This is a genomic window from Flammeovirga sp. EKP202, from assembly GCF_014534745.1.
Taxonomy (GTDB): domain Bacteria; phylum Bacteroidota; class Bacteroidia; order Cytophagales; family Flammeovirgaceae; genus Flammeovirga.
The window spans coordinates 38071-57469 of the sequence record NZ_JACVVP010000033.1 but is presented as its reverse complement, the minus strand read 5'-3'; the positions used below and the strand labels follow the sequence as shown (position 1 = coordinate 57469).

Annotated in this window: 15 protein-coding genes; 9 read left to right on the top strand and 6 right to left on the bottom strand. The window is 35.2% G+C overall.

Annotated elements, in window-relative coordinates; genetic code table 11:
• Positions 1-5: 5 nt before the first annotated feature.
• Positions 6-854, top strand: coding sequence for an SDR family oxidoreductase (locus tag IC221_RS18980; protein ID WP_188170473.1), 849 nt, complete (start codon positions 6-8; stop codon positions 852-854).
• Positions 855-1017: 163 nt separating this feature from the next.
• Positions 1018-1404, top strand: a complete 387-nt coding sequence (locus IC221_RS18975; RefSeq protein WP_188170472.1) for a VOC family protein — start codon at positions 1018-1020, stop codon at positions 1402-1404.
• Positions 1405-2003: 599 nt separating this feature from the next.
• Here IC221_RS18975 and IC221_RS18970 read toward each other — a convergent pair.
• On the bottom strand, positions 2004-2426 hold the full coding sequence (locus IC221_RS18970; protein WP_188170471.1) for a helix-turn-helix domain-containing protein: 423 nt from the start codon (positions 2424-2426) through the stop codon (positions 2004-2006).
• Between the two features lie 75 nt (positions 2427-2501).
• Between IC221_RS18970 and IC221_RS18965 the strand changes: the two genes are divergently transcribed.
• The 6 genes from IC221_RS18965 (at position 2502) to IC221_RS18940 (ending at position 6240) form a co-directional block, all read left to right on the top strand.
• On the top strand, positions 2502-2990 hold the full coding sequence (locus IC221_RS18965) for a hypothetical protein (protein WP_188170470.1): 489 nt from the start codon (positions 2502-2504) through the stop codon (positions 2988-2990).
• A gap of 168 nt (positions 2991-3158) precedes the next feature.
• Positions 3159-3452: a hypothetical protein gene (locus tag IC221_RS18960; RefSeq protein WP_188170469.1), complete on the top strand. Its 294-nt coding sequence runs from the start codon at positions 3159-3161 to the stop codon at positions 3450-3452.
• Between the two features lie 241 nt (positions 3453-3693).
• Entirely contained in the window at positions 3694-4224 is a 531-nt protein-coding gene (locus IC221_RS18955) for a transposase (RefSeq protein WP_188170468.1), read from the top strand.
• Positions 4225-4318: 94 nt separating this feature from the next.
• On the top strand, positions 4319-4948 hold the full coding sequence (locus IC221_RS18950; RefSeq protein ID WP_188170467.1) for an alpha/beta hydrolase: 630 nt from the start codon (positions 4319-4321) through the stop codon (positions 4946-4948).
• A gap of 18 nt (positions 4949-4966) precedes the next feature.
• Entirely contained in the window at positions 4967-5599 is a 633-nt protein-coding gene (locus IC221_RS18945) for a vancomycin high temperature exclusion protein (protein WP_188170466.1), read from the top strand.
• Positions 5600-5637: 38 nt separating this feature from the next.
• Positions 5638-6240, top strand: coding sequence for a transglycosylase domain-containing protein (locus IC221_RS18940; protein WP_188170465.1), 603 nt, complete (start codon positions 5638-5640; stop codon positions 6238-6240).
• 113 nt (positions 6241-6353) lie between these two features.
• Here the strand turns inward: IC221_RS18940 and IC221_RS18935 are convergent, their stop codons facing one another.
• The 5 genes from IC221_RS18935 to IC221_RS18915 form a co-directional block, all read right to left on the bottom strand.
• Positions 6354-7904 (bottom strand): arylsulfatase, encoded by a 1551-nt coding sequence (locus IC221_RS18935; protein WP_188170464.1) that lies wholly within the window; start codon positions 7902-7904, stop codon positions 6354-6356.
• Positions 7904-9400 (bottom strand): sulfatase, encoded by a 1497-nt coding sequence (locus IC221_RS18930; protein WP_188170463.1) that lies wholly within the window; start codon positions 9398-9400, stop codon positions 7904-7906. Before IC221_RS18930 ends, IC221_RS18935 begins: the two co-directional genes overlap by 1 nt.
• Positions 9401-9403: 3 nt before the next feature.
• Positions 9404-11281 (bottom strand): right-handed parallel beta-helix repeat-containing protein, encoded by a 1878-nt coding sequence (locus IC221_RS18925; protein ID WP_188170462.1) that lies wholly within the window; start codon positions 11279-11281, stop codon positions 9404-9406.
• A 402-nt stretch (positions 11282-11683) separates the two neighbouring features.
• A complete protein-coding gene (locus tag IC221_RS18920; protein WP_188170461.1) occupies positions 11684-15781 on the bottom strand; it encodes a two-component regulator propeller domain-containing protein in 4098 nt (1365 codons plus the stop codon).
• A 180-nt stretch (positions 15782-15961) separates the two neighbouring features.
• Positions 15962-17437 carry a sulfatase gene (locus tag IC221_RS18915; protein ID WP_223241430.1) on the bottom strand — a complete coding sequence of 492 codons (1476 nt, stop codon included), beginning with the start codon at positions 17435-17437 and terminating at the stop codon, positions 15962-15964.
• A gap of 394 nt (positions 17438-17831) precedes the next feature.
• Between IC221_RS18915 and IC221_RS18910 the strand changes: the two genes are divergently transcribed.
• The gene (locus IC221_RS18910) at positions 17832-19301 is read left to right on the top strand and encodes an arylsulfatase (protein WP_188170460.1); all 1470 of its coding nucleotides are present in this window, start codon (positions 17832-17834) and stop codon (positions 19299-19301) included.
• Positions 19302-19399 lie beyond the last annotated feature (98 nt).

Genomic DNA, 19399 nt, shown 5'->3' with positions numbered 1-19399 from the left:
TCATTATGAACTCAAACATTTTAGTCATTGGCGGTACTGGCAAGACAGGCCGTCGAGTTGTAACGCAATTAGAAAACAAAGGCATCACCCCAAGAATTGGCTCTAGAACTGCCCCTATTCCTTTTGAGTGGTCCAACCCAAGTAACTGGACAGAAGTCCTCTCTGGCATTGAAAAAATGTATGTCACTTATTATCCCGACTTGGCCGTTCCAAGTGCAAAAGAAGCCATTGAAACTTTAACGAAAATTGCAAAGGAAACGGGTGTTCAAAAGATGGTTTTAATGTCAGGCAAAGGGGAAACCGAAGCAGAAGCTTGTGAACAAATCGTGATGCATTCGGGGTTAGATTATACCATTGTAAGAGCATCATGGTTTAATCAAAACTGGAGCGAAAGTTTCTTTTTAGACCCCATTCTTTCCGGCGTCATTGCATTACCAATGTCGGACGTTCTCATTCCCTTCGTTGATGCGGAAGATATAGCCGAAGTAGCCACCACTGCTTTATTAGATGAACATTATAATGGGCAAATCATAGAAGTAACAGGACCTGAATTACTTACTTTTAAAGACATTGTTCAAACCATTGGAAAGGTGAGTAATAGAGATTTGATTTTCCATGAAATCACACTTGAACAATACGTAGGGGGAATGAAACAAATACAATTACCAAATGATGTGATTTGGTTGATCGAGTACTTATTTAGTCATGTACTGACCAACCCCAAGAATCAAATTGTGAGTCGTGATATCGAAAAGGTGTTAGGAAGAAAAGCTAAATCATTTTCAGCATTCGCGGAAGAAACTGTCAAAACTGGTGTCTGGAATCAAGTCGTTTCCCCTGCCAATTATTCATAGTACCCCTGACCACTCAGTGTATTTTGGTATGCTGGGTGGTGTTTTCACCTTTTTTCAAATTTTCAAGACTATATAAATTCTACTCCTCCCAACTAAAGCATTGTAAAAAAGAAAAAGACATAGTAACTTTCCTAAAAATAGACACCCAAAACTAAAAAGCACTATGAAATCAATTCATCGATTAATGACCAATATCTGCTCTGATAATTTGGCTGAAAGCCTGAATTTCTACACCGCATTATTCGACTTTAAAGTTGAATATGAGAGTGATTGGTTTATTCATCTTACTACAAAAGATGGAAAACTGGAACTTGGGATTATTGACCGATCAAATGAGATCGTACCCAAAGGTTTTCAAAATCATCCACAAGGTTTCTACCTCACTTTTGTAGTGGAAAATGCCGATGATTTTTTCGCAATTGCAAAGTCAGAAAATTTCAAAATCGTAAGTGAACCTACTGACACTTTTTATGGACAAAGGAGATTATTGTTAAAAGACCCCAGTGGAGCATTAGTAGATATTTCTTCTCCGATTAAAGAGTTTAAATAAAAAAACACTCCACTAACTTCAAGTGTTTTGAAGTTAAACGGATTGTAAACTAAATTATCGTCAACTTTCAATCGACCTTTCTACAAGCTTTTTATGTTCTGCTTTCAAACTTCTTTCCTCTTCGTTTTGTCTTGAAACAAAAAGAAGCAAAAAATTCAAGGCTTAGAAATCAAAAGCTAAATTCCATTTCTCTCGCCTATTGAAAGGATAACTCGATCAAAACTTCATCGTTTTGAGATGCTCAGACAGCAAAATCATTTTTAACGGCTCTATACATGAAATTTCTTCACGCTTTTCTCTTCAAGGCCGAGGAAGATACTACTAAATGATTGTCTAATTATATGTTAAAAGACAAAGGTTTTATAAAATGCAGTGCTGTAGGGACGTTACATTGCAACGTCCTCAAGAACCACAATACACTACCATTTATCTAGCATAAAAGGAACTATATTAAGTCACTAAAATTTAGTTTACAATGTATTAAATTACCTTCAACTATTAATCGATAGTTTTGCACCCTTTACTATACACTACTGTCAAAGTTCCTTCTTCTTATTTTTTGTCTTGAAGCAAAAATATTCGATTCTTTAGTTTAAGTACTAAGAACTCTTTTGCATAAACTTCAATAAAGTTCCCTCTCTATCTTCTTCTAGTTGCTTGGAAAACTGTTTTGCAGGCTCGTTAATATGATCATTGAGGTATTTATTACTCCAACGAACATACTCTGCAATTACAGGAAATAAATCCATCCCCTTCTCGGTTAATCGATAAACAAACACCTTTTTATTAGTAGGGTGATTTGACTTAATGATTAAATCTAATACCTCTAATTTACATAACCTGTCGGATAATCTTGCAGAAGATATTTTTTCATCTGCATTCGAAAAATCCTTAAACGTTCTCTCTCCAAAATAGACCAAATCTCGGATAACCAATAACGACCACTTATCTCCAAAAAGATCTAATGCAGAACTAATGGGGCAGTCTGATCTAAAATTTTCTTTTTTCTTTTTTGCTTTCATAATGAAAGTGATTTATATTTACTTCCGAATTGAAAGTAAAATTACTCATTTATTAAAAATAATAAAACTCAAAACATGAATACATCAGAACAAATCCTCACCGTCAACGCTTCCAAAGAACAAGTATGGGATGTTTTATTCAATCAATATGGAGATATACATATCCACAATCCAACAATGCAATCTTCTAACTACTTGAACAATTCTCAAAAAGGAGCATTAGATGTGGTACGCCACTGTATGTTTGATGATAAGCTCTTTGTGGATGAGAAAATTACAGCCTATGAGGAGTATGAAAGTGTAAAGGTTGAAGTAATCAAACACAATTTACCTATGCTTAAACACCTATCGGCTACTTATGAACTTAAAGCATTGGACAAAAATAAAACTGAACTTAGAATGGTTTCAAAAAACTCTGCATCTCCTAGTTTTATGATTCATTTGATGAAAGGACAATTAAGGAAGTCAGTAGGGAAGCACCTTTTTGGAATGAAATACTTTATTGAAACTGGCAATATTGTGGATATGAAAAACTACAAGGAAACGTATAAAAATTATAAGTAATTAAGATTTACAAACCTTGAGAAACGGAACATTAGTAAATATTTCTTCTCCTATTAAAGATTTTGAATTTTAAGAAATGATGAAACTATTTGTATTCTACTTCTTTACTTTATATTTCATGATTACCTTTATTAATGACAGTTAAAGACTTTTTATTATCACATTACCATGCAACGAGAAATTGATATTATTTTTTTAGAACTCTTTGTTCATCGACTTAATATGTATATTCCATCAGTTACTAAAGATAATATTATATCTTTTATACATGGTTATGAGTCTGGCAAAAAACAGAATGATCTAACACAAACTATATCTGAACTGTTAGAATCAAAATATAACATTGAAAAAAAAGCTTGTGGATGGCCTCATCAAATTCAAACCTATAGTAAACGAAAACGACTGAGTTGGGTTGATGGTTTTAAATTGATTATTAATGAAATAATAGAATTGAAAGACTAAATTGCAATAGTAAACTATTGATTCATGCATCACATTATCAATGTATGCTGAGTGATACTTTCATCTTTTTTTAAGGATTTGAATCAAAGTCAAAAGCGATTATGAAGGAAATATAACCATACAAATTACTATGTAGGGTCGTTGCATTGCAACGACCGCACGAACCATTACGAACCACAATCAGCTCCACAAAACGGCATTATTATTGAACTTTTCAAACTCAAACTAACGATTCATCACTATGAAAAATAGACAAACACTCCGTTTAACAGAGTGGGATTACCGATGGGAAGCGGACTATTTCATCACAATATGTACAAAAGATTTCAAGTCGAAGTTCGGAAAAATTGAAAATGGTAAAATGACTCTTTCACCTGTAGGTATCATCGCTGAACTCTTCTGGTACCAGATTCCAACTTTTAAAACAAATATTTCTTTAGGTACTTATGTTATTATGCCTAATCATTTACATGGAATCTTACAGGTTCGAGATTTCTCAAATAAAAAAGATGCTCAAAGTTTGATCTCTCCTCAAATACAATCCTACAATAGATCCTATTCAACTGCATCTCCAAAAGAAGGAAGTATATCAGCAATCGTGCGATCATATAAATCTGCTGTAACGAAACATGCTAGACGATTAGGATATTCATTTGAATGGCAACCTAAGTTTTATGACCATATTATCAGAGATGGTAAAGACTTTGTTAGAATTGAAAATTATATTGACAATAATATTGAGAATTGGAATAAAGATCGTTTCTTCAAGTAATATCACTCTACGGAGTGAATAACATGGAACTGATTGTGGTTCGAGGTGGTTCGTGCGGTCGTTGCAATGCAACGACCCTACAAAAATGAAGTAAATGAAAGCATATTGTATAAGTGGCTTAGGTGCAGACCATAGAGTTTATGAAAGTCTGAATGTTAAATATGAAAAGGTTGATTTAAAATGGATTGAGCCGTTGAAGAATGAATCTATAAAAGATTATTCTTTAAGATTATCTTCGAGGATTGATACCAATGAGGATTATATCATTATTGGTGTGAGCTTTGGAGGGATTGTAGCTGTAGAAATCTCAAAAGTGCTTACTCCAAAATTGACGGTTTTGATATCTACTATTGAACAATCTTCTGAACTTCCATGGCATTATAAACTTTTTAGAAAAGTGAAATGGGTAGAAATGCTACCTGCTTCATTTTTTAATATCCCTTATCCAATTGCTTCTCTTTTATTTGGAACTCGAAATCAACTTTTAAAGCAAATTCTTAAAGATTCTGACCACCAATTTACGAAATGGGCTATCTCCTCCCTCTTGAAATGGAGGAATCATACAACCATCAACAACAGTTTAAAAATTAATGGAACTTCAGATCTAATTTTAGCTTCTAAACAATCTGATTTTTATATTGAAAATGGTCATCATTTTATGATTGTAGATCAAGCTGAACAAATTACAGAAATCATTAATACATATCAATCCAGTACTCACTAAGAAGTGCATAAATAGATTATGAAAAAGACAGGAATAGGAATACTGCTATTGATTCTAACCACTATCTTGGTGGTACTTGGATCAAACTATGCTATTGAAAAGAATGCTGAAAACAAGACCTTCTCCAATTCATCTAAAATTGAGAAAAACAAAGTAGGATTGGTTTTAGGGACATCAAAAGTACTCAAAAATGGGAGGATCAACTTGTACTTTACTTATAGAATTAATGCTACTGTTGAACTCTTTCAAAACGGTAAAATTGACTTCATTTTGGTGAGTGGGGACAATGGAAACGAAAATTATGATGAACCCACTGATTTTAAAGAGGCCTTGATTAAGAAAGGAATTCCAGCTCACAAAATTTTTCTTGATTATGCTGGGTTTCGTACTTTAGACTCCGTAGTGAGAGCAAAGGAAATTTTCGGGCAACTTGAAATAACTATCATTTCTCAGAAATTCCATAATGAAAGAGCCATCTACCTCGCTGAGAAAAATGGCATATCAGCTGTAGGTTTTAATGCCAAAGACTTAACGGGAAAATACGGTATAAAAACACGCATTAGAGAATACTTTGCAAGAACAAAAGCCTATTTAGATGTGTTGTTGGGAATACAACCTAAATTCTTGGGGAAAAGTATTGAGATAAAATAAGGTCATCAATTGATTACGATTTCTTATAAGATGAATAAATGAAACTTCTAAAGATAATTTTAATTGTAGTAGTCACCTTCATGATGGCATTATATGCTTTCATTTATGTTTGGTTTCATAATTCTATAGATCGAGTTTTATCTTCTGAACAGCAAGGTTGGTTAATAAATGAGATTCAAAATACACCTCAACTGCCCGATAAGATTTATGATACAATGGGTAAATATTATCCCAGCTTTTATATAACAAATAGTTGGGAGAATAAGATGATGTATTTATTAGGTTTTGATCAACCCTGCCAATGTAATGATCTCTATTTACCTTTTATCCATGGAAATAGAAAATCAAAAGTTAAATGGGTGCCTTTCAATCAACAAGACCTGATTATTAAACTCTTTCTGGAGAAAAAAATCACACAAAAAGATTGCTTTACATACAGTATGAACATTTCATCGTTTGGATCTAATATTTATGGTATTGAATCCGCCTCACACTACTTTTTCAATAAGGTCCTAAAAGAGTTAAACGAAGAAGAAATAATCGGTTTATATCTCATTCAACAAGCTCCTTCTTTTTACAATCCAAATTATAACAAAGAGAGATATCTTGAAAAAGTTAGCGATATAATCAATAAAAATTAAGAATATCACTATTGTAATTATTTAGGATATTAAAGCTGAAGCAAAAAAAAGACACCCCAAATCATGAGGTGCCCTTTGTCATTTTGGGTAATACTCGTAAGTGAATTGTATAATTATCTAAGCTTATACACTTTGGTAGATTTGTTGTAATCCTCTCCCCTTATGGCTTTGAACGCTTCTAGCATTTGTTTTACTTTATCGGGATGAACTTTTGCTAGATTGTTTGTTTGGGAAGGGTCTTCTTTCAAATTGTACAATTGCATTTCGTTGTCGTTTCCAATTTCGATTTTTACTTTTTTCAAAGAAGCAGGCCCTTTATAAGGAGGGATCAACATCCAATCATTTTTTCTGAAGGCCGTTCTTGAAGTGGCTTCTAATACCAATTCCTCCCTTCCTGTTGTTGTTTGACCTAAGAAAGCATTTAATAGATCTTGACTGTCTTCTGTTCTTTGTTCACTTCCGACTAACGAAGCAATAGAGGCCAACAAATCCATTTGACAAACAATGGCATCTGATTTTAGAGGCTTGATTTTCCCTTTCCAATACGTTAAGAAAGGAACTCGTGCTCCTGCCTCAAACAAACTGTATTTTCCACCTCTCAATACACCGGCAGGTTGATGATCACCCAGTTTTTCCTCCGCATCATCATAATAGCCATCGTTTAATACAGGGCCATTATCACTTGACAAAATCACCAATGTATTTTCTAAAAGCCCTTCCTTTTTCAATGTGTTGATGATTTCACCAATACACCAATCCGCTTCAATGATAGCATCTCCTCTTGGTCCCATTCCTGATTTACCTTTAAATCTCGGGTGAGGAGTTCTAGGCACGTGAGGCTGTTGTAATGCGTAATACAAGAAGAATGGCTCACTTTTGTGGCTCTGAATGTATTGTTTCGCTTTGTCAAGGAAATGATCTGCCATTTTGTAGTCGTCCCATTTAGCAGAAGCACCGCCTTTCATAAATCCAATTCTTGGAATTCCGTTGACAATACTATTATTATGACCGTGATGCCATTTCATGTCCAACATTTCAGGGTTTGTTTTTGCCGTGGGTTCTCCTTCAAAGTTTTCTTTGTAATCTACTTCTATTGGATCATTCGGATCTAAACCAACCACTCTTTTGTTTTCAATATAAACGGTAGGTACTCTGTCTTGTGTGGCCGCCATGATGTAACTTTCATCAAAACCTACCTCATTGGGGCCTGGAGAAATTGTTGCATTCCAGTTCACATTACCATTACCCAAACCTAAGTGCCATTTACCTACAATTCCTGTAGCATAACCTTGTGATTTGAGCATTTTTGGAAGCGTTAATTGTTCCGTTCCAATAATTAATGGAGCTGTTCCCGGTAGAATTTTGGCATTTGTATTTTTCCATGGATAAGTTCCCGTCAACAAACCGTATCTACTAGGTGTACAAGTAGCTGAAGTGGCATAACCATTTGTAAACTGTACTCCATTATGAGCAAGGAAATCCATGTTAGGTGTTTTCAAATTTTTGGAAGCTCCATACGCTCCCATATCTCCATAACCTAAATCATCCAGGTAAATCAATAAAATATTTGGCTTGTCAGGAGTGCTTTTTTCCTTTTCAGGTTTTGTTGTACTGCATCCGTAAGCAATGACAGCCCCTAACAACAGTAAGATTCTTAACTTCATTATTTCGTTTTCTTTTTGTAAAAATTTTTAGAGAAATCAATTTGCTCCGCTGATAAATCCAAGAGCTTTCCCTCTTCCAATTGAGACCATACTTCAGGCTGATGCTCCTTTAGGTATTTCACAAAAGCAACACCTTTCGTCCCATCAGGTTTTACCTCTTCAAAACCTCTGTCTTGATGCTTTGACTGCCACTCTTCCATGTACCCTCTGAGTTTTTGCAACTCTTTTTTATACTTTGGGTTCTGGGCTAGATTGACCAATTCATCTGGATCATTTTTTAAATCATACAGTTCTTCCACCTCTTTTTTTGGATTGAAAAAATAAGCTTGAACATTGTTCAATTGACCTTCAGAATTTAAACGTCGCATTACATGAACGGCTGGTCGGTTGTATTCCAAATACGCTTGATGAGCGTCATAAGGCACTTCTGGCATATAGTTTTTAATGTATTTGAAACGTTGCGTAGTGATGGCTCTTGAACGGTCTTTTACTTCATCCCAAATATCCCTTGCCGAATACACATACGTTCTTTCATTTTCATCAAACAATGATGAACCCGTGCAATAATCCGGTAATGCAACTTGTGCGATATCAAGAATAGTGGCGGATATATCCGTGAACGTACATAACTGTTGATCCACTTTTCCTTTTTTGAAAGCCTTTGGATAATGAATGATTAATGGAATTCTCAAACCTGAATCATAGACATACCCTTTTCCTCTGATATTAGCCCTGCCATTATCACCCATAAAAATGATGACAGTATTCTTATCTACTCCATTTTCCTTTAATTGATCCATCAACATTTTCATTTCTTGATCCGCGTATTCAATTTGATCAAGGTACGTCGCCCAATCCAACCTGATCTCTGGGGTATCTGCTAAAAATGGTGGTAAAACCACCTTTGCAGGATCAACGGGATGTGTCGATTTAGCCCTGATATCATTCCACCAACTCCCTCTATGCGTCACTTTTAATTGCACTTGTGCGAAGAAGGGCTTTCCATCACTTTTTAAAGCGACAGACCTTGCGTCAAAAAGGCCAAAACTTGTCGTTCCATCATAATCACCCGTAGTTTGATGTTTGAAATTACAGTCGATTTTCTCACCCTTTTTCATCACCAATTGACTACCTACAATGGTACGGTAACCTGCTTCAGAAAGTAATTTTGTAATAGGCGTATATGGCTCATCTAAAGTTACTTTTCGGTTACTTCTATGATTGTGTGTGTTGGTGATGTTCTGATGTACACCCAGCATCAAAGCTGATCTACTGGGAGAGCAAATCGAATTGGTGCCTATGCAATTGGTATAACGGATTCCTTCTTTTGCCAATAAATTAAATGTTGGTGTTTTTACCGCTGGCATTCCATAGCAAGCCAAATCGTTACTGATATCTTCGGCCATGACCAACAATATATTCGGACGGTCTTGTGCTAAGATGCTATTGGATATGAACATACACATACCCAATAGCTGTACTATTATTTTTTTCATTTCTTATTGAAAATCAACGTTAACAGTACTTTCGTCACACTCCATCATTTTAGTTGCTTTCCCTTGAAAATCGTTGTTCTTGAACACTACATTTTTGGAAGATTTGATAATAAATGCAGGGTTTTCAGGATACAATTGAGGAAATACATTACTAGACAAAATCTTATTATTTTCAAAAAGAAGTTGGTCCGTATTGCTCACTTCAAGTACCAGATTATCAAACATCTTAAATGTATTATTTCTGATTGTAATATTATGGAAAGCGATGTTTTCATTTTCTTCATCCGTCACCAAACGAATAATTCCCCTGCTTGTGCCTCCAAAATTACAGTTGTCAAAGGTATTGCCTTCAATAATTAGATTAGCTTGAGCACCCGACTCATACCATTTTGAACTTTCCACTGGTAAGAAAATGGCATCCATTTCTGAATGAAAATAGTTGTCTTTCACCAACGCTTTTTTAGGGGTTGATAATAACACACCTCTTGCTCTATTCCCTTGGAATTTATTATTGATAAGTACCACTTCAGGATAAGCGGTCAAGTTTTCAATGTAATCTCCTTGTTCCACTTCAGCAGGCACTTTCTCTTTAAAAGTAATCACTTGATAACGTTGATTGATCACTTCAATAGATTCAATTGTCAATTCTGCAAAAGGAGCAAATGAATCTTCTATTCTAACAAAACCAATTTTATCGCCTTTTCTTCCGATCACAAAACCTTCTTGTTGATGATGTCCCATTCTGATACCCAGTTTTTTAGCACCTAAGTTTTCCACCACTTCTTGGTACGCTCCGTGAATATTGATACAATCATCCAACTGATTTTCTAATAATGAATTGGTCATTTTAATCATTCCTCTACACCCCACAAAGTGAGTGGCATCGGCAGTGGTCGATACCATTCTATTGCCTGAAGGAGAAATCGTCAATCGGTCGATAAAAATATCTTCAGAATTCTCCACCAAAAAGCCCATTCCACCAGCATGGTGAATTGTAACATTATCAAGATTGAACTGCTTCGTATTGTTCACTCTAATACCTGGTGCTACTCTATTTTCGCCTTGCTGACCTTTCGTCGACAAAATATCTCCAATAGGTGGCAAGCCTTTTTTGTGATTGTAAAAACGTACTACACCTGGCTCAATTTCCTTTACCTTCAATCTACTTTCCACACCCACTTTTCGAAGTGTAAGGTCACTTTTATCCACCTTGTATTTGTATTTCACCTGATCAACGCCATGTTGAGTTGTTGATTTTTGGGATGTAGAGATAGGACTTGTTTTCTTATTATTGTAAGAGATTGCATGTCTTTTTTTATCATATAAAATAGTCTGTCCTAGATCATGTTCATAGTATTCTTTGATAAAAAAGATTTGTTCATTTCGAATATCATAAGGGTAATCATCACTAAAACGCACATCAAAAGCATGTTCCTCTTTATGGTGAGCAATGACCTCTCCTTCACTATGGAATGCCATTGCCCAATCTATTTTCACATTTTTAATTGTAATATTTTCAGAATCATCTACTAAAAATGGAATCATCTTTCCATGAAAAATAAATGTTGAACCTTGCCCATCAATCGTAAAGTCTTTGAAGCTATCAATTGGAAACGCTAAGCTTACAAATACGTCTTTGTGATTGGAAATGTATACAAACTTATTTTGTCCTTTATCAGGATAAAAATGATACGTTCCCTTTTCAAATTGTATGGCATTTGCTCCTTTGTTTTCCTTCAACTGTTGTAATACATAAGGTGTTGCATCCTCAGTAATTAACGGTGAATTTTTAACCTGAATGATCTGTTTTGGTTTTGCACAAAATCCAGATACCGAAATCAGAAGAGAAACGATTACTATTAATTTCTTTAATGTTTTCATCTGCTATGTTTTAGTAGTCTCCATAATTTAATTGACCGCAATACGTATTTCTTTGAAGGTTGTTACGATTGAGATCTGTAATAATTCTTTCACAATACAAATGTGATGTAAACCCTAAAAACAACAGTATGTGGCAGTAAATCTAGTGTGTCATAGCATACAATTCACTGAATTTCAAGGGTTATACATTAATGAATTGGTGGTTGCAAATTGTATTTTGGTGAAGTAAAACGGGCGATCTTATGAGACCGCCCGCATCAAAAAAGAGAAATGAGATGTTTCGTACACCATAGTTAAAACTATGGGTAGGTGATAGAGCAACCTTATCAAGACTGAAGTCTTGAAGGTTGATAACGTAAGCAGGTGTCGTGGACCCATAATTCAAATTATGGGTTTTTGGAATCATTCCACTTCCGCATGATGTTCCTTACCGTATTTTCCTGGAGTAATTCCGTAGTGTTCTTTGAACATTCGGCTGAAGTGTGTTCTGCTTTTAAAGCCAGTTCTCAAGTATACTTCGGAAACGGTTAGCTTTTCATTGACCAACATTTCTGCCGCTTTCTTAAGCCTATAGAGCTTCAATAATTCATAAGGGGTATAATTGGTAATCGACTTCACTTTTTGGTAAAAATGAGTACGGTTGAGGTGCAACTCTTTGATGAAAATATTAATATCCAACTCTTCATCATCAAGGTGTTTTTCCATCAGGGCATATAATTTTTCCATAAATACCCTTTCGCTTTTATTATTGTTTTTCTTCTCTACTTCTACAGGGAAGTCAATTCTAAAACGCTCTCTCAACTGTCGGCGGTTCTTCAATAACATTTGTGCTGTTGCAATCAGATGTTTTAGGTCAAAAGGCTTGCTGATATATGCATCCGCACCACTTTCAAAGCCAGATACCTGATCATCAACAGATGATCTTGACGTAAGAAGAATCACCGGAATGTGACTGGTTCTGATGTCGGCTTTGATTCCTTTACAAAGTTCTAAACCGTTTAATTCCGGCATTAATATATCACTGATAATCAAGTCAGGCCACTCTTCCTCTACCGCTTCTTTGCATTGTCGACCATTGACAAAAGACGTTACATTAAAATACTCTGAAAGCGAAGAATGAACAAAGTCTCTAAGGTCTTTATTATCTTCAACGTAATACACATTTAATTCTTTTAGTGTCTCATCTTTCAAGCTCTCTGGAAGTTCGATACCTTTTGGTAAAGTTCTTTGTTTCTCATCATCCGTTTCTAAGGTCAGAATCTCTTGCAATCGTTCTTCATTGAAAGTATCTTCCAAACTTACTTCTACCGGCAATATTACTTTAAACGTAGTTGACTCTTTTACTTTGCTATCCACCGAGATGGAACCATAATGCAGTTCAACAATCCTCTTCGAAAAAGCCAAACCAATACCCGAACCTACTGTAGCTGTATTGACATCTTCTGACTGATAATAGCGTTCAAAAACATAAGGAAGATCTTTGGGTTTGATCCCTGCCCCAGTATCACTGACAGAGAAGACCAATTGATCCTTTTCAATTCCGTAAGCGAGTGTAATTTTATCCCCCGTCTTGGTAAACTTAAATGCATTGTTCAGAAGGTTGTTCAATACAATTTCCAATTTCTGACGATCTGCCAAAACAAATAACTGATTGGCCTCACCGATCACTTCAAACTTCCTCTCTGTATGTTCAGCCATTTGGTCAAACCCTTTTTTCACTTCGTTAATCAATGCTGTAAAATCAAAAGAAGTGATTTTCAATTTCAGTAAGCTTTGTTCTGCTTTCTGGAAATCCTGCACTTGATTGACCAATTGGAACATTTTCTTTGATTGGCTCTCAATTAGGCTTAAATGCTTGTATGCATCATTATTGGATTCGAATATCTTAATTAAAACCTGTAACGGACCCGAAATTAATGTCAAAGGTGTTCTAAATTCATGTGCAATATTCATGAACATTCTCGTCCTTGTTTTATTCAGCTCATCAATACGTTCCTTATCCATTTGTTCGATTTGAAGATCATGTTCAATCTTATTCATCTTCAAAATAACACGAATCACTACTATCAGAATTAGTGCAATAAGTACGATGTAAATAAGGTAAGCCAAAGGCGTTTTCCAATACGGAGGATGAATCACAATCTCAATTTTCTTAGAAGGCGACCATTCTTTTTTAGAATTGGAAACGGCTACTTCAAAAACATACTTCCCTGGAGGAAGACCATTAAAACTCGCCCATTTCACCTCTGATGCAGTAGTCACCCACTCTTCTTCCTGAGGTAATAATCTATAGCGAATCAAATTTCCTTTTTTATTGGAATAATGCAATGAGATAATTTCAAAAGAAAAGACATTCTGATCGTAATTCAGTTCTATTTTTTCCGTTTCATTCAATCCTTTTTGAAGCACAACTTGATCGTCCAAAGTATCCAAAACATTCACTTTGGTATTGAATAATCTGAAATCGCCTAAAAGTAAATTAGGCATTTCATCTTCCTCATGAATTTGATTGGGATCAAAATACAGCAAGCCATTTCCACCGGAAAAAATCAATTCATCATTTTTCAAAATAGCAGATGAAGGTTCGAAAGGCGATATCGGCACACCATCTCCAATGGTATAATTTCTAAACTTACGCGTCTTGAGGTCAAAAGCATTCAAACCCTTATTGGTCGTGATCCATAACCTATTTTGCTTATCTGGGAGGATACTTTTCACAATGTTATTATCCAATCCATCTTTCTCTTTAAACGATTTAAAAACACACGCCAATTGAGAGTTCTCGACCAAACAAATACCTCCCTCTTCAGTGCCAATCCATAACTCTCCATTTTCTAGTCTTTGAATGTTTGAAACATAATTATTGGAGATCGAATATTTGTTTTCGGGGTTGTGTACAAACTGTACCTTACGCATTTTATTGAGTCCTCTTTTTGGCGTATTATTAATTCGAATTAAACCATCTTGCCTTGTTCCTACCCAAATAAAGTTGTATTTGGGGTCTTCATAAATATACTTTATATCTTTAATTTCTTTACTCAAAAAGCCTTTGTAAACATCCATCAATTGAATGTCTTGAATCACTCCTTTTTTTGTCAATTTCAAGCGATACAATCCTCTACCGCATGCAATCCAGTGGTAACCATATTTATCTAACGTTACCCCTTTTATTTTGATATTTGAAAACTCAGGATGAAGTTTGCTTACCAAAGGCACCCATTTTTGTAATGTTTCACTGTAATAAAATATCTTTGATAACTTCCCTTGCTTTTTCAAAAACTGTCCCCCTTTGTTGTCTATTATCAATGAAGAATTTGCTTTTCCGTCTAGATCTTGAAGATGTGCCGGCAGGCTTTCAAAACTATTAGTATGTGTATTGAAGTTCAAAATCCCCCTAAAATGAACATTGATTAAGACATTGGTATCAGTCCATTTATGAAGATTCAACACGTGATTAGACCATTCCCCAGGTTGGTTATTGGATCTTAAGTTTGAATATTTAAAATTGTACTTCTTTGTAGGTAAATGATACAATCCTTTTCGAAAGGAACCTGCCCAAAAATTTCCTTTTGCATTAGAAATCATAGTACTGACTCTATAAATGGGATAAATCTCTTTTTTTAATACCTCATTTTTTCCCATCTGTTCAAGTTCCTCTTTTGTCGTTTTGTAGATCCCAAGTTCTTTATGTCCCAACCATATATTTTTTGAGGCATCAATATGAACCGTCTGAAATTTTTGATGAACCAAAGTATGTGTCAAATGGATGGTATCTTTACTATAATCCATCACTATCAGACCATTATTAACAACGCAATAATAGCGACGATCATCATACTTTACGATATCAAGATATTTATCAATTTTGGCTCCTTCAATCAGCGTTTTAGTTCTGTTTGGATAGTTGACTTTATACAGTCCTTTTGATGTCGCCACCAAGAGGTTATTGTTGTCTAGTGGTAAAGCCTTATAGGCAATCACATTCTCACTGAGAGTGATACTATTCTTTAATTTATTGGTTTTAGGATCAAAAAATAACAACCCTTGCTTTTCGGTGGTACAGAAAATATACTGTTTGAATTTGGATACCTGTCGAATGACCGGTCCCGTTCTTACACCTTTTCTAGTTTGAGATAGATAGACGTTTTCAAAATGTTGGGTGCTGTAATCGAAATTGCTTAAACCCTGATCCGTACCAATCCATATTTTATGATCTTCATCTTGAAATAGCGACCTAATTCTATTGCTATTCAGGTTTTTGACGTTTCTGAAAGTCTTAAATTCAAAGCCATCATAACTGTTCAGGCCATCAAATGTTCCCACCCAAAGTAAACCATTATGATCCTCTAAAAGTGAGGTTACACCATAATGTGACAACCCCTGAGGCATGGAATAGGCATTTAAAATTCCTCTTTCAAAATATTCATCTTGTGCACTACATAATAAGGGCAGTAGGCCTACCCAAAGTAATAATACTATCTGTGTAATAATTCTTTTCATCAACAATTCATCTAATAATAGTATCCCTAAAAAAAATTAAAGAAGAATGCCCTTATATTTCTGTAAACTTAGTCAATTTTAAAAAAATAAGGGCATTCTATGTTAGTATTAAGTAGTCACACATCAAGTTAGTTCGTAGTCACTTTGTTGCAGAGTAAAAATGCTGCTCGTTAAATAGGTTTATAAATTCAAACCGGTCCCTTGTAAACTATAGTCTTTCTCCCAGTAGATTTTCCACGGATCTTGTGTATCCTGCTGGAACTTTTTCAATTTCTTTTTCATCATTTCAAATACCTCCTGATGTTCTTTACTATTCACTAAGTTGTTAATTTCATCGGGGTCTTTGTCAAGGTCGTATAATTCTAATTCCGCATGATGCAGATAATCTTCCACCGTACGTTTACCATAATATTTAGCACCTGATCGGTAACGTTCTTGCCATGTTGATGAAACCCATAAATCAGATGCAAATGGATATTCTAAACCTGAAGCGATATTTAAAATTAGCTTATAGTTCTTATGTCTTACTACCCTCATAGGGTAATACATTGTGATTTCATGGAAAGTATGAGAAGCATAGATTTCATCTCTCTCTTTATCTTCAGTTCCGGTAAGTACTCCTGTAAAAGATTTTCCATGAAACTGGTTTTCCTGATAATTAATATTGGCCCAGTCTAAAATTGTCGGGGTAAGATCTACCCAAGAGATCAACGCATCATTTATTTTATCTTGATTTTTCACCAAAGGATTTTTAATGATACAAGGTAAATTCATACCCGGTTCATACAATGTGGTTTTAGCTCCTGGAAATGCAATTCCGTTATCTGAAATATAAATTACTATCGTATTCTCCATTTTCCCTGAAGCTTTTAAGTGTTTCATTAGTTGACCAAAACCCGTATCGATTCGTGAAACACTTTGGTAGTATTGTGCTAACTCTTCCCTTGCTTCTTTGGTATCAGAAATAAAACTTGGAACCAATACCTCATCTGGAGAATAAGTTACTTCTTCCACCCCTTCGTAGCCTTTTTTTCTATTGCCGAAACTATTGGGATCATTCCAATTTGGGCCCGTAGGCTGTCCTCTATGTGGGTCACCTGTACAGAAGTACAAGAAGAATGGTTCTTCTTTTTCAAAAACCTCTTTACACTTGTTCGCCATTTCAACGGTATTTCTTTGATTGGCTTTGATTACATTTTGAAAATGAAATACTTTTTCCGGTGCCAAATGATATTTCCCAATTCTAGCAGTATAATAACCATTCGCTTCCATTATCATTGGTAATGAGCTAACGGTATCATAAGTACTAAAGTGATGGTAATCGTGAGTATGACCATAAGAGCCTGTTGCGTGGCCAAATTTTCCTGTAAGGATTACCGACCTACTTGCTGCACAACTTGCACTTGTACAGTATGCATTATTAAAAACCGTTCCTTCACTTGCAAGATGATCCAAATTTGGCGTTTTAATTACAGGATTTCCATAACAACCTAACGCATCTTTACCGTGATCATCTGACACAAAGAGTAATATATTTGGTCTTTTCTCTACCTCCGTCACAACGTCTTTTTTAGTGCTTTGGCAAGCCGAAAAAGTAAGTAATAATAGACAAAAGGCTATACTTTTCATCTTATTTATTTCAGTAATAATTTTCATACTATAAAAAATCTTAGATCGTTTTCTTCGTTTGTTTTGGCAATATCCTAAGAGTAGTCCACTCGTTTGTATCTATCAATATTTACGTTGTATCCTTCAGTACTAACCACTGTTATTCAACCGCTTAAGGTTAATAAAAATACTTAAAAATACAGAATGGGGTACTGATAGATACAATTATTACCCCCTGCCTTACCGATCTGGAATTAGCGATTAAAAAACAGAAAAATCGGGTGTTTTTTGTTTCTTAGTCTCCTAAGACTTGTATCTTTCAATCCCAATAAACTACCAAATACACATCACAAACTATTACAGACAGCTTTTAAAGTTTTTACGCTTTTCTTTACCATAATTCTTTCACACAGATTATTTTCAAATTTCAATACATACAGAAATGAAAAACATAAGGTATTACTTTTATTTAATTACACTGTTATTACTTAGTGGTGGATGTGTATCCTCCTCCAAAAGTCAATCAACAGCTCATCAAACGAAGAAACCAAACATCATATATATATTGGCAGATGATTTAGGGTATGGTGATTTAAGTAGTTATGGACAAACAAAGTTTACAACTCCCAACATTGATGCTTTAGCAGAGTCTGGGATGAAATTCACACAGCATTATTGTGGTTCGGCGGTTTGTGCTCCTTCCCGCTCTTCATTGATGACTGGACAGCATACGGGGCATACACCTATTAGAGGCAACAAAGAAATTGAAGGTGAAGGTCAAGTTTCACTTCCTGCTGAAGCGTTTACCGTTGCTGAATTATTAAAGGAAGAAGGTTATACCACTGGAGCCTTTGGCAAATGGGGGTTAGGATTTGTAAATCACGAAGGAGACCCTAATAAACAAGGGTTTGATGAATTCTTTGGCTATGTATGCCAAGCTGCAGCACATCGTTACTACCCAGAGTACATTTGGCACAATGATCAAAAAGTATTCCTTGAAGGAAATGACTGGACCAATACAGTGACTTATGCACCTGATGTAATTCAAGATGCAACTTTAAAGTTTATTGAAAACAATAAGGATAACACCTTCTTTGCCTACGTTCCTTTTATTCTTCCTCATGCTGAATTAATTTCTCCAGAAGACTCCATCCTATCTAAATATAAAGGTAAATTTCCAGAAACTGCCTTTACAGAAGATAACAAGTATACGTCTGATTATGGTCCAAATATTCAGAAGCAAATGTATTGTTCACAAGAAATTCCTCATGCTGCTTTTGCATCAATGATCCACCGTTTAGATACCTACGTTGGACAAATTGTGGCCAAAGTTGAAGAACTTGGTATTGCAGATGAAACAATCATTATGTTTGCCAGTGACAATGGTCCTCATGCTGCAGGAGGTGCAGACCCTGAATTTTTCAATAGTGGAGGTAACCTAAAAGGTATCAAAAGAGATTTATACGAAGGTGGTGTACGTACTCCTTTTATCATTAAATGGCCTGGAAAAGTTGAAGCCGGTTCTACAAGTGAACACGTTTCTGCCTTTTGGGATATCTTCCCTACTTTCGCTGATATTGTAGGTAAAGGCGACCACTTTGATACAGATGGTATTTCTTTTTACCCTACTATGATGGGCAAAGGCCAACAAGAAGAACATCCTTACCTCTATTGGGAATTAAACCTTAGAGGAGGTAGACAGGCTGTTAGATTGGGAGATTGGAAAGGTGTTTTATACAAAGTGAATAATGGAAATTCACACCTAGAGCTATACGATATCGTCAATGATCCTGAGGAATCTATTGATGTAAGTGAAGATCATCCTGATATCGTAAAGGAAATTAGAGAAATAATGAAAGAGGCTAGAACTGAATCTGAAGTATTTCCACTTTTCACGAAAAAGGTGAAATAATCAATACAGAGGAAGCGATTGCCTACCCAATAAAATAATATTATAGGGGTTGTCGAAAAACCTTTTCCATTTTTAAGCTCAAGTGTTAAGTCGATAGC

What these genes read in the sequence shown, in the direction of transcription:
- IC221_RS18950 (WP_188170467.1), top strand. Translation starts at nt 4,319, where the DNA reads ATGAAAGCATATTGTATAAGTGGCTTAGGTGCAGACCATAGAGTTTAT.
- IC221_RS18910 (WP_188170460.1), top strand. Translation starts at nt 17,832, where the DNA reads ATGAAAAACATAAGGTATTACTTTTATTTAATTACACTGTTATTACTT.
- IC221_RS18940 (WP_188170465.1), top strand. Translation starts at nt 5,638, where the DNA reads ATGAAACTTCTAAAGATAATTTTAATTGTAGTAGTCACCTTCATGATG.
- IC221_RS18980 (WP_188170473.1), top strand. Translation starts at nt 6, where the DNA reads ATGAACTCAAACATTTTAGTCATTGGCGGTACTGGCAAGACAGGCCGT.
- IC221_RS18955 (WP_188170468.1), top strand. Translation starts at nt 3,694, where the DNA reads ATGAAAAATAGACAAACACTCCGTTTAACAGAGTGGGATTACCGATGG.
- IC221_RS18960 (WP_188170469.1), top strand. Translation starts at nt 3,159, where the DNA reads ATGCAACGAGAAATTGATATTATTTTTTTAGAACTCTTTGTTCATCGA.
- IC221_RS18915 (WP_223241430.1), bottom strand. Translation starts at nt 17,437, where the DNA reads ATGAAAATTATTACTGAAATAAATAAGATGAAAAGTATAGCCTTTTGT.
- IC221_RS18925 (WP_188170462.1), bottom strand. Translation starts at nt 11,281, where the DNA reads ATGAAAACATTAAAGAAATTAATAGTAATCGTTTCTCTTCTGATTTCG.
- IC221_RS18945 (WP_188170466.1), top strand. Translation starts at nt 4,967, where the DNA reads ATGAAAAAGACAGGAATAGGAATACTGCTATTGATTCTAACCACTATC.
- IC221_RS18970 (WP_188170471.1), bottom strand. Translation starts at nt 2,426, where the DNA reads ATGAAAGCAAAAAAGAAAAAAGAAAATTTTAGATCAGACTGCCCCATT.
- IC221_RS18975 (WP_188170472.1), top strand. Translation starts at nt 1,018, where the DNA reads ATGAAATCAATTCATCGATTAATGACCAATATCTGCTCTGATAATTTG.
- IC221_RS18920 (WP_188170461.1), bottom strand. Translation starts at nt 15,781, where the DNA reads ATGAAAAGAATTATTACACAGATAGTATTATTACTTTGGGTAGGCCTA.
- IC221_RS18930 (WP_188170463.1), bottom strand. Translation starts at nt 9,400, where the DNA reads ATGAAAAAAATAATAGTACAGCTATTGGGTATGTGTATGTTCATATCC.
- IC221_RS18965 (WP_188170470.1), top strand. Translation starts at nt 2,502, where the DNA reads ATGAATACATCAGAACAAATCCTCACCGTCAACGCTTCCAAAGAACAA.
- IC221_RS18935 (WP_188170464.1), bottom strand. Translation starts at nt 7,904, where the DNA reads ATGAAGTTAAGAATCTTACTGTTGTTAGGGGCTGTCATTGCTTACGGA.